The organism is Streptomyces sp. V3I7, assembly GCF_030817495.1.
Taxonomy (GTDB): domain Bacteria; phylum Actinomycetota; class Actinomycetes; order Streptomycetales; family Streptomycetaceae; genus Streptomyces.
The window spans coordinates 3,142,449-3,153,755 of sequence record NZ_JAUSZK010000001.1; the positions used below are offsets into that span (position 1 = coordinate 3,142,449).

Annotated in this window: 11 protein-coding genes; 7 read left to right on the plus strand and 4 right to left on the minus strand. The window is 72.8% G+C overall.

Features of this window, described 5'->3' with window-relative positions; translation table 11 throughout:
- Positions 1-20 precede the first annotated feature (20 nt).
- Genes QFZ74_RS14590 through QFZ74_RS14600 form a run of 3 tightly spaced genes read right to left on the minus strand, consistent with a single transcriptional unit; the run spans position 21 to position 2,315 of the window.
- The gene (locus QFZ74_RS14590) at positions 21-1,157 is read right to left on the minus strand and encodes a hypothetical protein (protein ID WP_307621252.1); all 1,137 of its coding nucleotides are present in this window, start codon (positions 1,155-1,157) and stop codon (positions 21-23) included.
- A gap of 3 nt (positions 1,158-1,160) precedes the next feature.
- Entirely contained in the window at positions 1,161-1,415 is a 255-nt protein-coding gene (locus QFZ74_RS14595) for a MoaD/ThiS family protein (protein WP_307621253.1), read from the minus strand.
- Positions 1,416-1,469: 54 nt separating this feature from the next.
- Positions 1,470-2,315, minus strand: coding sequence for an alpha/beta hydrolase (locus QFZ74_RS14600; protein ID WP_307621254.1), 846 nt, complete (start codon positions 2,313-2,315; stop codon positions 1,470-1,472).
- A gap of 138 nt (positions 2,316-2,453) precedes the next feature.
- Here QFZ74_RS14600 and QFZ74_RS14605 point away from each other — a divergent pair, with 138 nt between their 5' ends.
- The 6 genes from QFZ74_RS14605 to QFZ74_RS14630 all read left to right on the plus strand — a co-directional run bounded on the left by QFZ74_RS14605 (position 2,454) and on the right by QFZ74_RS14630 (position 8,101).
- Positions 2,454-3,245, plus strand: a complete 792-nt coding sequence (locus tag QFZ74_RS14605) for a response regulator transcription factor (protein WP_307621255.1) — start codon at positions 2,454-2,456, stop codon at positions 3,243-3,245.
- A 108-nt stretch (positions 3,246-3,353) separates the two neighbouring features.
- Positions 3,354-4,376: a LacI family DNA-binding transcriptional regulator gene (locus QFZ74_RS14610; protein WP_307621256.1), complete on the plus strand. Its 1,023-nt coding sequence runs from the start codon at positions 3,354-3,356 to the stop codon at positions 4,374-4,376.
- 151 nt (positions 4,377-4,527) lie between these two features.
- Positions 4,528-5,487 carry a S1C family serine protease gene (locus QFZ74_RS14615; RefSeq protein ID WP_373462483.1) on the plus strand — a complete coding sequence of 320 codons (960 nt, stop codon included), beginning with the start codon at positions 4,528-4,530 and terminating at the stop codon, positions 5,485-5,487.
- A gap of 84 nt (positions 5,488-5,571) precedes the next feature.
- Entirely contained in the window at positions 5,572-5,781 is a 210-nt protein-coding gene (locus tag QFZ74_RS14620) for a hypothetical protein (protein WP_307621258.1), read from the plus strand.
- 140 nt (positions 5,782-5,921) lie between these two features.
- Positions 5,922-6,656 carry a response regulator transcription factor gene (locus QFZ74_RS14625; RefSeq protein ID WP_307621259.1) on the plus strand — a complete coding sequence of 245 codons (735 nt, stop codon included), beginning with the start codon at positions 5,922-5,924 and terminating at the stop codon, positions 6,654-6,656.
- The gene (locus QFZ74_RS14630; protein ID WP_307621260.1) at positions 6,653-8,101 is read left to right on the plus strand and encodes a cell wall metabolism sensor histidine kinase WalK; all 1,449 of its coding nucleotides are present in this window, start codon (positions 6,653-6,655) and stop codon (positions 8,099-8,101) included. The genes QFZ74_RS14625 and QFZ74_RS14630 overlap by 4 nt, the downstream gene beginning before the upstream one ends.
- Positions 8,102-8,157: 56 nt before the next feature.
- On the opposite strand, the gene QFZ74_RS14635 is transcribed toward QFZ74_RS14630, so the two are convergent.
- Positions 8,158-9,960, minus strand: coding sequence for a bifunctional UDP-sugar hydrolase/5'-nucleotidase (locus QFZ74_RS14635; protein WP_307621261.1), 1,803 nt, complete (start codon positions 9,958-9,960; stop codon positions 8,158-8,160).
- Positions 9,961-10,153: 193 nt separating this feature from the next.
- Between QFZ74_RS14635 and mshD the strand changes: the two genes are divergently transcribed.
- Positions 10,154-11,080 (plus strand): mycothiol synthase, encoded by a 927-nt coding sequence (gene mshD / locus QFZ74_RS14640; protein ID WP_307621262.1) that lies wholly within the window; start codon positions 10,154-10,156, stop codon positions 11,078-11,080.
- The last annotated feature ends 227 nt before the right edge of the window (positions 11,081-11,307 follow it).

Sequence of the window (11,307 nt, forward strand, 5' to 3'; positions counted from 1 at the left end):
CCGGTGTCCTGCGGGTCCCGTCAGCCCAGGGCCCGTCCCAGCACCCACACCACTGGCGCGGCGGCCGACAGCGGCAGCGCGACACCCGCGGTGAAGTGGACGAAGCGGGAGGGGTAGTCGTAGCTGGCGGCCCGGTGGCCGATCAGGGCGCAGACCGCCGCGGCCGCGCCCAGCAGGGCGCCCTTCGCGCCGAGGCCGGTCATGTTGCCGACCGCGATGCCCGCGCCCGCCGCGGCGAGCAGCGAGACGATCACGGAGACGGCGGTGGGCATCGGCAGAGCACGGGCCAGCAGGGCCACGGCGACAGCGGCCGCGCCCACCGTCACCGCGTGCGGGTCGGCGCCGAGGTAGCCCGTGGCGATGACCGACAGCGCGGTCGAGGCGACCGTGGCCATCAGGCCGTACATCCGCTCGTCGGGGTCAGCCTGCGAGCGCAGCTGGAGGACCAGCGCGAGCAGCACCCAGACACCGAGCGAGCCGAGAATCGCCGCCGGCGCGTGCGCGCGGCCCGTCACCAGCAGCGCCGCGTCCGCGGTGAGCGCCCCGGCGAAGGCGAGGGCGATGCCCTGGCGGGCGGGCCACATGCCGTTCAGCCGGAACCAGCCGGCCGCGGTGACGGCCTGGAGCACCACGAGCGGTACGACCAGGGCATACGTGCCGAGCGCGGCCGCGCCGGACAGCAGCAGGCCGAGCAGCGCGGTCAGCAGCGCGGGCTGCATGCCCGGCTCGATGATCGGCGAGCGGCCCTCGGCGCGGGCGCGCTGCGCGTCGGTGACGCGGGCGTTCCCGGCGAGGGTGGCGGGACCGTAGGCCGTCCCGGCCGCGCTCTCCTCGGCCGGCGCGTGCTGTGCGGCGGGCGCGTGGGCGGCCGGGGCGGCGGCGGGTTCGTAGGCGTGCGCGGGCAGGTACGCCGTCGCATCCGCGGGCGGCGCGGCCGGGACGGCGGTGTGGGTCTGGGTCTCCCAGGTCTGCCCCTGCCACTGCTGCGTGTGCTGCTGCGCGTCGTACCCGGTCTGGTCGTACCCGGTCTGGTCGTACCCGCCCCGCCCCGGCCACGCCTGCGACTGCGACTGCGACTGGTGCGGGTTCTGCTGCCGGTACGGGTCGTACCCCTCGTACGGCTGGGAATGCCCGCCCTCATACGGCTGATCGGTCATCGCTCACCCTCCTGCGAACGGCGGGAGCACCTCGACCGTGCCGCCCTCGGCCAGCCGTACCGTCTCATGCCCGCGGGTGCCCACGGGGTCACCGTCGACGAGGAACGAGCAGCGTCGCAGTACACGCGTCAGCTCACCGGGGTGCCGCTCGCGCACCGCGTCCAGCGCCTCGGCCAGGGTCGCCGCGTCGTACGGCTCCTCGGCGGCACCGGCCGCGGCCTTGGCGGCGGCCCAATACCGCACCGTGACCTTTGCCATCTCGTCCCTCGAGTCCATCGGCGGATCGGCATCCGCACACCAACACGGGTCAGGCTAGCCCGCCCGCGAGGCCGCCCAGTCACCGATCCGGGCGAGCAGCGCGTCGTCCGCCGCGTGCTCGGCGTGCCCCATGCCGTGCTCCACCCACAGCTCCCCGTGCTCGCCCGCCGCTGCGGCCAGGGTGCGGGGATGGTCGAGCGGGAAGTAGGCGTCCTGGTCGCCGTGGACGACGAGCAGCGGGGTCGGCGCGATGGCCGGGACCGCCTCGACGGGGGACAGCGGGACCGGGTCCCAGTCGCGGTGGTGGATGCGGGTGCGCAGACCGTACCGGCCGACCAGGCGGCCCTCGGGCCGGGTGATCAGCCAGTGCAGGCGGCGCATGGGGGCGGTGCCCCGGTAGTACCAGCGGGCCGGGGCGCTCACCGAGACCACCGCGTCGACGCCCCCGGGGCCCCGGTGCAGCGCCGCGTGCCGCAGCACCACCGAGCCGCCCATGGAGAAGCCGACCGTGACCACGCGCGCGTGGCCCAGCTCCCGCGCCCAGGCCACCGCGGCCGCGAGGTCGAGCACCTCCCGGTCGCCCACGGTGGAGCGGCCGCCCGAGGCTCCGTGGCCGCGGAAGGAGAAGGTGACGACGGCCCCGTACCGCGCGAGTACCCGCGCCGCCCGGCGCACGTGGGGGCGGTCCGCATCGCCGGTGAAGCCGTGCGCGATCACGAAGACCGGGGCCTCGGCGGGCGGCGGTGAGCCGCCGTACGACGCCGGGACCGGCTCGTACACGGCGTCGATCGCGACCCCGTCCGCGGTGCGCAGAAACGTCCGCACCACCGTGCCTCCGCCCGTCTCGCCATGCGGACGAGCGGCGGAACGAACCACATGACCTGCCGAACCCACGCTCATGTCCGCTATTCTGCTGGGCAGAGGACTCGGGCAGCGTAGCCCCCGGGTCCTTTCGTGCTTTCGGGAGCGTTGTATACGACGCGGTACATACGACGTGGACGGAGGTACCCCACCGCCGGGACCGAGGAGGAACCAGACGTGAGTTCACTGCTGCTCCTGACCAACGCCCTCCAGCCGTCGACGGAGGTGCTTCCCGCCCTCGGCCTGCTGCTGCACAGCGTGCGCGTGGCCCCGGCGGAGGGACCGGCCCTCGTGGACACGCCGGGCGCCGACGTGATCCTGATCGACGGCCGCCGCGATCTCCCGCAGGTGCGCAGCCTGTGCCAGCTGCTGCGCTCCACGGGCCCCGGCTGTCCCCTCGTCCTCGTCGTCACCGAGGGCGGCCTCGCCGCCGTCACCGCCGACTGGGGCATCGACGACGTCCTGCTCGACACCGCGGGCCCCGCGGAGGTCGAGGCGCGGCTGCGGCTAGCCCTGGGCCGCCAGCAGCTCGGCGGCGACGACTCCCCGATGGAGATCCGCAACGGCGACCTGTCCGTCGACGAGGCGACCTATTCGGCCAAGCTCAAGGGCCGGGTCCTCGACCTCACCTTCAAGGAGTTCGAGCTGCTGAAGTACCTGGCGCAGCACCCGGGCCGGGTGTTCACTCGCGCACAGCTGCTCCAGGAGGTGTGGGGGTACGACTACTTCGGCGGCACCCGGACCGTCGATGTGCACGTACGGCGGCTGCGGGCCAAGCTCGGCCCCGAGCACGAGTCGCTGATCGGAACCGTCCGGAACGTCGGTTACCGCTTCGTCACGCCGGAGAAGCCGGACCGCGCCGCGGCCGAGGCGAAAGCGAAGGCGAAGGCCCAGACAAACCGGTCAAAACCGCAGGATACGGACGCTTCGGCGGCCCTCAGCGCGGCGGACGTCCCGGCCGAGGCATAGCCGGTGCGGCCGGGACGCATGACGGACGCCCGAGCGGGGCATTGCTTCCGCACAGACAAGCCCCGATACGCCCTGCCCGGAGCGGATCTCTCCGCGTAGACTCCGCGCGTGGCCAAGGTGACTCGGGACGATGTGGCACGGCTGGCGGGGACCTCCACCGCCGTCGTCAGCTATGTGATCAACAACGGACCCCGGCCGGTCGCCCCGGCCACGCGCGAGCGTGTCCTCGCCGCGATCAAGGAGCTGGGGTACCGGCCCGACCGGGTCGCCCAGGCGATGGCCTCGCGGCGCACGGACCTCATAGGCCTGATCGTGCCGGACGCCCGCCAGCCCTTCTTCGGGGAGATGGCGCACGCGGTCGAACAGGCCGCCTCCGAGCGCGGGAAGATGGTCCTCGTCGGCAACACCGACTACGTCGCCGAGCGCGAGGTCCACTATCTGCGGGCGTTCCTCGGCATGCGCGTCTCGGGCCTGATCCTCGTCTCCCACGCGCTCAACGACCAGGCCGCCGCCGAGATCGAGGCCTGGGACGCCCGCGTGGTGCTGCTGCACGAGCGCCCCGAGGCCTTCGACGACGTCGCCGTGGTCACGGACGACCTCGGCGGCGCCCAGCTCGCCGTACGCCACCTGCTGGAACACGGCTGCGAGTACGTCGCCTGCATGGGCGGCACCGCCGAGACCCCGGCCGTCGGCGACCCGGTCTCCGACCACGTCGAGGGCTGGCGCCGGGCGATGGCCGAGGCCGGGATCCCGACCGAGGGCCGGCTCTTCGAGGCGCCGTACAACCGCTACGACGCCTACCAGGTGGCCCTGGGGATCCTCGCCGCCCCCGAGCGGCCGCCGGCGATCTTCTGCTCCACCGACGACCAGGCGATCGGCGTGCTGCGAGCGGCGCGCGAGCTGCGCATCGACGTGCCGCGCGAGCTGACCGTCGCGGGCTTCGACGACATCAAGGAGGCCCCGCTCGCCGATCCACCCCTGACGACGGTCGCCTCGGACCGGCCGGCGATGGCGCGGGCGGCCGTGGACCTCGTCCTGGACGACGGGCTGCGGGTGGCCGGCTCGCGCCGCGAGCGGCTGAGGACGTTCCCGTCGCGGCTGGTGGTCCGCGGTTCCTGCGGCTGCGGCTGACGCCGACCGCACCGGACGTCCAGCCGGTCACGCTCCGCACATGAGGACTGACTGAGAGCCCTGAGCGCCCGGTGAGCGGCACCCAGCGCACCTCCCCCGCCCTCACCGCTCCGAGCTGCGCAAATGGTCATCATCCCGGTCACATGAGGTTCTGTCGGGCTTTTCAGCGGGCCCTCAGCGAGCTCTCATGGTCACGGGAAATGCTCCTTCCATGACCGACAGGAAGCACTCCCGTGGCCCGCTCGCCCTGCTGGCCGCCGTCGCGCTCGGCGCCGCGGCCGTGGGCGGCGGCACCGCGTACGTCTTCCAGGAACTGACCGCCGGCGACCGCGACACGGTCTCCTCGGTCGGGCCCAACGCCCAGGTCGTCCCGGCCGGTAAGCAGGGCGACGTCGGCGCGATCGCCTCCGCGGTCGCCCCGAGCGTGGTCGAGATCAGCGCGGCCCTCGGCAACGGGTCGTCCACCGGCTCCGGCGTGATCGTCAGCGACAAGGGCGAGATCGTCACCAACAACCACGTCGTCTCCGGCGCCTCCTCGATCAAGGTGCGCACCGGCGGCAGCACCACCTACCCGGCCGAGGTCGTCGGCACCGACAGCTCCAAGGACCTCGCCCTCATCAAGCTCCGCGGCGCCTCCGGTCTGCGGCCGGCGGCCCTCGGCGACTCCGACGAGGTGCGGGTCGGCGACTCGGTCGTGGCGATCGGCTCCCCCGAGGGGCTGACCGGCACCGTCACCAGCGGCATCGTCTCCGCACTGAACCGTGACGTGACCGTGCCGGCCGACCAGGACAAGGGCGACCTCCAGGATCCGGGCGAGGACGGGCGGTGGCCGTTCCAGTTCGGCGGCCGGCAGTTCAACGGCGACCCCGGCTCCTCGACCACGACGTACAAGGCGATCCAGACGGACGCCTCGCTGAACCCCGGCAACTCCGGGGGCGCGCTGATCGACGCGCGCGGCGACGTCATCGGCATCAGCTCCGCGATGTACGCGCCCGGCTCCGGCTCCTCGTCGTCCTCCTCGGGCGCGGGCAGCATCGGCCTGGGCTTCGCGATCCCCAGCAACACCGTCCGGTCCGACCTGGCACGGCTGCGGTCGGGCTCCACCGAGTGACAGAGCACGCGTGGTCGAGCACCAGTGACAGAACACCACGGTGACCGAACACGAGCGATCAAGTACCGAGCAAGGGAGTACGTCATGATCAAGCGGGTTTCGCACATGCTGGTCGACAACCACCCGGCCGACTTCGACCTGGCGCTGGAAGTGGCGCACGAGATCAACGCGCCCAAGCCGCCGCCCCGGGTCCTGGAGGTGTCCGCACCGCAGCTGATGGGCCTGCGCATCCGGGCGGAGCGTCCGCGCCGGCACAAGGTCCCGCTGCGCCGCCTGACCGCGGTGAGCTGCTGACCGCGGGCCCCGGAGGCGGGCGGCACCCGGCCCGGCGCACCTTCCGGAAACCGGCCGTAGGCCCGGAAACACCCGGAAACATGCGACGCTGAGGACGGCCCACCCACGCCCACCGCACACCGACCGAGGAACCGCGAGCGATGAGCCCCTCCGATGGCGACCGTGACCCCCAGCGCATCCTGATCGTCGACGACGAGCCGGCCGTGCGCGAAGCACTCCAGCGCAGCCTGGCCTTCGAGGGGTACGACACGGAGGTGGCCGTCGACGGCGCGGACGCCCTGGAGAAGGCCACCGCCTACCGCCCCGACCTCGTCGTCCTGGACATCCAGATGCCCCGTATGGACGGCATGACGGCCGCCCGCCGCATCCGCGGCTCCGGCGACACGACGCCGATACTGATGCTGACGGCCCGCGACACGGTCGGCGACCGGGTCACCGGGCTCGACGCCGGGGCCGACGACTACCTGGTCAAGCCGTTCGAGCTGGACGAGCTGTTCGCCCGTATCCGCGCACTGCTGCGGCGCAGCTCCTACGCCGCCCCGCTGCCCGGCGCGGGCCCCCAGGACGAGGCCCTCACCTTCGCCGACCTGCGCATGAACCTCGCCACCCGCGAGGTCACGCGCGGGGACCGGCGGGTGGAGCTGACCCGCACGGAGTTCACGCTGCTGGAGATGTTCCTGGCCCATCCGCGCCAGGTCCTCACCCGCGAGCAGATCCTGAAGTCGGTGTGGGGCTTCGACTTCGAGCCGACGTCGAACTCGCTGGACGTCTACGTCATGTACCTGCGCCGCAAGACCGAGGCGGGCGGCGAGCCGCGCCTGGTGCACACGGTCCGCGGCGTCGGGTACGTGCTGCGGCAGGGTGGGGCCGAGTGAGAAGGGTCGTCCGCCGGTTCCGGTCGCTGCCGATCCGCTCGCGGCTGTCGCTGCTCGTGGCGGCGGCGGTGGCGTTCGCGGTCGCCGCGGTCTCGGTCACCTGCTGGTTCATCGTCCGCGGCAAGCTGTACGACGAGGTCGACAACCGGCTGGCCAGTTTCGGCCGGGTGACCGCGGAGGACGCGACCGAGCTGGCCGCGAGCTGCACGCAGACCACGGACGACTCGTCGAACGACATGCAGCGCTCGTTCTTCTACGTCCAGCTGGTCACCTCGCAGGGCCGCTCCTGCGTGGCGCCCCGGTCCGAGGGCGTCCTGAAGGTCACCGCCCCGGACAGGGACGTGGCCGCCCACCCCAATCTGGGCCTGCGCACCTTCCACAGCACCACCAACACGGACGGCGACGACGTCCGGGTGATGACCGTCTCCGTGCCGGTGGCCCCCGGCCCGGACGCCCAGGCCTACCCCGACGTCGCCTTCATGATCGGCCTGTCCCTCAGGGACACCCGGAACACCCTCGACGACCTGGCGCTCATCCTGCTGCTCGTCTCCGGGATAGGGGTCTTCGGCGCCGGGGCCGCCGGCCTCGCGGTCGCCCGCGCGGGTCTGCGCCCCGTCGACAAGCTCACCGAGGCGGTGGAGCACGTCGCCCGCACCGAGGACCTGAGCATCCGCATCCCGGTCGAGGACGACAGCGAGGACGAGATCGCCCGCCTGTCCCGCTCCTTCAACTCCATGACCTCGGCCCTGACCAGCTCCCGCGAGCTCCAGCAGCAGCTCATCGCCGACGCGGGCCATGAACTCCGTACGCCGCTGACGTCCCTGCGGACCAACATCGAGCTGCTCACGCGCAGCGAGGAGACGGGCCGACCGCTGCCCACGGCCGACCGCCGGGCGCTGCTGGACTCGGTGAAGGCGCAGATGAGCGAGCTGTCGTCGCTGATCGGCGACCTCCAGGAGCTGTCGCGCGCGGAGGGCCAGCGGGGCGAGCGGGTGCAGGTGGTCTCCTTCCAGGACACCGTCGAGGCGGCCCTGGGGCGCGCCCGGCTGCGCGGGCCCGAGCTGACCATCAGCGAGGACCTGGAACCCTGGTACGTCCGGGCGGAACCGTCGGCGCTGGAGCGGGCGATCGTCAACGTCCTCGACAACGCGGTCAAGTTCAGCCCCGAGGGCGGCGCGATCGACGTGGCCCTGAAGAAGGGCGTCCTCACCGTCCGCGACCGCGGTCCCGGCATCCCCGACGAGGACCTCCCGCACGTCTTCGACCGCTTCTGGCGCTCCCCCTCGGCCCGCGCCCTGTCCGGCTCCGGCCTCGGCCTGTCCATCGTGGCCCGCACGGTCGAGGAGGCCGGCGGCGAGGTCACCCTCACCGGCGCCCCCGGCGGCGGCACGGTGGCGACGGTACGGCTGCCGGGGGCGCCGACGGCTCCGCCGGAGATGCCGTGAAGCACTGAGGGCGGCCGGTGAACCGGCCGCCCTCAGCTGTTCCTTGCGCCGTCCCGCTACTGCACGACCGTGATCCGGTCGGTCGCGGGCGGGGTGATCGGGTCACCGGCGGAGGAGTTCGCCGTCAGGTACTTCTCCAGCGCGGCCAGATCGTCCGTGCCGACCAGGTCGCCCGTGCCCTGTCCCAGCGTCGGGAAGCCGTCGCCGCCGCCCGCGAGGAAGCTGTTGGTGGCGACGCGGTAGGTGGCGGCCGGGTCGATCGGGGCGCCGTCCAGACGGATCGAGTCGGTCACCACGCGGTCGGCGCCGGACCTGGTCAGGTCCAGGGTGTACGTCAGCCCGGCCGACGGCTGGAGGATCTTCGGCGCCGCCGCGTTCGCGCCGCTCACCTGCTCCTTCAGCACCTGGACGAGCTGCGCGCCGGTGAAGTCCTGCAGGTTCACGGTGTTGGCGAAGGGCTGGACGGTGAAGCCCTCGGCGTAGGTCACCACGCCGTCGCCCTCGGCGCCCTTGGCCGCGTACGTCAGCCCGGCCCGCACGCCGCCCGGGTTCATCAGCGCGAGGTCGGTGCCGGCGTCGAGCTCCTTGCCGTACGCCAGCTGCGCGTCGGCGATCAGGTCGCCCATCGGTGACTCGGTGCCGGTGTTGGTGATGTCGGCGGAGATGTAGCCGATGGGGCGGTTGCCGATCGGGGCGGCGAGGGTGTTCCACCGGTCGATCAGCTGGGTCATGTCCGGCGCCTTGGCGACGTTCCGGGTGACCACGCGGTTCGCCGACTTCACGGCCGTACGCGCGATGTCGCCGGTCCGGCGGTCGTACGTCAGCGTCGTGTCCGTGTAGAGGCGGCCGAAGGACGCGGCCGAGGTGACCATGCGGGGGCGGCCCGACGGGTCGGCGATCGTGCAGGCGTAGGCGGCGTGGGTGTGGCCGGTCACCAGCGCGTCGACCGCCGGGGTGACGTGCCGGGCGATGTCGACGATCGGGCCGGAGATGCCGTCGCCCCCGCCCGGGGAGTCGCAGTCGTAGTTGTAGGACGACGAGGCCGGGAAGCCCCCCTCGTGGATCAGCGCCACGATCGACTTCACGCCCTGGTCCTGGAGCACCTTGGCGTACTTGTCGATCGTCTCGACCTCGTCCTTGAACGTCAGCCCCTTGACGCCGTCCGCGGAGACGATGTCGGGGGTGCCTTCCAGAGTGACGCCGATGAAGCCGATCTTGACGTCCTTCTTCTTCCAGACCCAGTACGGCTTCAGGATCGGCTTGCCGGTCTTCTCGTCGAGGACGTTCGCCGCGAGGTAGGGGAAGTCCGCCCCGGCGAAGCCCTGGTCGCTGTAGCAGCCGTCGGTGGGGTGGCAGCCGCCGTTCTGCAGCCGCGCCAGCTCCTTCGCGCCCTCGTCGAACTCGTGGTTGCCGACCGAGGTGACGTCCAGGTCCAGCTTGTTGAGGGCCTCGATGGTCGGCTCGTCGTGGAACAGGCCCGACAGCAGCGGCGAGGCGCCGACCATGTCGCCGCCGGCCGCGGTGATGGAGTACGCGTGGCCCTGGCGGGCCTGGCGCAGATGGGTCGCCAGGTACTCCACGCCGCCCGCGTCGATCGTCTTCGTCGTGCCGTCCGGCTGGAGCTCGGTGATCCGGCCGGAGGAGCCCGACGGGGGTTCGAGGTTGCCGTGCAGGTCGTTGAAGGACAGGAGTTGGACGTCCTGGTAGCGGCCCGCGAGCGCGTCCGCCGCCTGGTCGTTGTGCGCCTGCGCGGGGAGCGCGGCGGCCAGGGCACCGGCGGTGGCCAGTGCCGCGGCGGACGCGAGGAAGGCGTACGTACGGCGTCTGATGCGGCGGTGCGGCTGGGATGTGGTCGGCATGCGCCCCCCTGTGGTCGGCTGTGGCCAGTGGACCCGGCCCGGCGCAGCCTATGGTCAACGCGCGTAGCGGCACAGGGGGTTCGGGATTACATCCTGGTTTCCGTTCGCCGCCGTTCGCCGGCCCCTGCCTCCCCTCCCCCCCGTCCGACCCGGTGTCACCACTTCGGCCGCGCATCCCCGTACCCTCATACGCATGACCAGCGACGCCACCGGACGGTCCTTCGCCTCCCGCTCCATCGACACCCGCTCCACGCTCACCCCGGACCAGGCCGAGGCCGTCCTCGGGCTGCTGGCGGAGGCCGCGCGGGTCGACGGGCAGCAGCCGGTGTCCGAGCAGGGCCGGCTCCAGCTGCGCGGAGAGGCACGCGAGGGCGTCTCGCACCTGCTGCTGACGGCCGGCGGCGAACTCGTCGGCTACGCCCAGCTGGAGGACACCGACCCGGTGGAGGCGCCGGCCGCCGAACTGGTCGTCCACCCCGCCCACCGCGGCCACGGGCACGGCCGGGCGCTCGGCTCGGCGCTGCTCGCCGCGTCCGGCAAGCGGCTGCGGGTGTGGGCGCACGGCGGGCACTCCGCCGCCCGGCACCTCGCCCAGGTCCTCGGCCTGACCATGTTCCGTGAACTGCGCCAGATGCGGCGGTCGTTGACGGACCTGGAGCTGCCCGAGCCCAAGCTGCCCGACGGCGTCACCGTGCGCCCCTTCGTCCCCGGTCAGGACGACGAGGCGTGGCTCGCGGTCAACGCCGCCGCCTTCGCCCACCACCCCGAGCAGGGCTCCCTCACCCAGCGCGACCTCGACGACCGCAAGGCCGCGGTCTGGTTCGACCCGGCCGGCTTCTTCCTCGCCGAGCGCGAGGGGCGGCTCGTCGGCTTCCACTGGACGAAGGTGCACGCCGAGGAGGGCCTCGGCGAGGTGTACGTCCTCGGTGTCGCCCCGGGCGCGCAGGGCGGCGGCCTCGGCAACGCCCTCACCCTGACCGGCCTGCGCCACCTCGCCGCGCAGGGCATGCCGACGGCGATGCTGTACGTCGACGCCGACAACAAGGCGGCCGTGTCGGTGTACGAGCGGCTGGGCTTCGTCACCCACGAGACGGACCTGATGTACCGCACGGAGACGTGAACCATGGACCGCGCGGAGATGTGAACCTTGTCCCGCACGCAGACGTGAGCCGGACCGCGGGCGGCACGTGATCGTCACCTTCCGCACCGCGCTGACCGGCGCGGATGCCCCGGAGCCGCCTGCCGCTAGCCCGCACGTCATGTCTCCGTAACCGGTGATTCAGACGAGCTTGCGACGCTCGGGCAATGAAGCCCGCCGCGTCAGAGTCTTCGCCGCTGCCCGAGGGG

Bases quoted from the DNA above. Each gene is read 5' to 3' on its own strand.
- QFZ74_RS14590 (WP_307621252.1), bottom strand. From the start codon at position 1,157: ATGACCGATCAGCCGTATGAGGGCGGGCATTCCCAGCCGTACGAGGGG.
- QFZ74_RS14595 (WP_307621253.1), bottom strand. From the start codon at position 1,415: ATGGCAAAGGTCACGGTGCGGTATTGGGCCGCCGCCAAGGCCGCGGCC.
- QFZ74_RS14600 (WP_307621254.1), bottom strand. From the start codon at position 2,315: ATGAGCGTGGGTTCGGCAGGTCATGTGGTTCGTTCCGCCGCTCGTCCG.
- QFZ74_RS14620 (WP_307621258.1), top strand. From the start codon at position 5,572: ATGATCAAGCGGGTTTCGCACATGCTGGTCGACAACCACCCGGCCGAC.
- QFZ74_RS14625 (WP_307621259.1), top strand. From the start codon at position 5,922: ATGAGCCCCTCCGATGGCGACCGTGACCCCCAGCGCATCCTGATCGTC.
- QFZ74_RS14635 (WP_307621261.1), bottom strand. From the start codon at position 9,960: ATGCCGACCACATCCCAGCCGCACCGCCGCATCAGACGCCGTACGTAC.
- mshD (WP_307621262.1), top strand. From the start codon at position 10,154: ATGACCAGCGACGCCACCGGACGGTCCTTCGCCTCCCGCTCCATCGAC.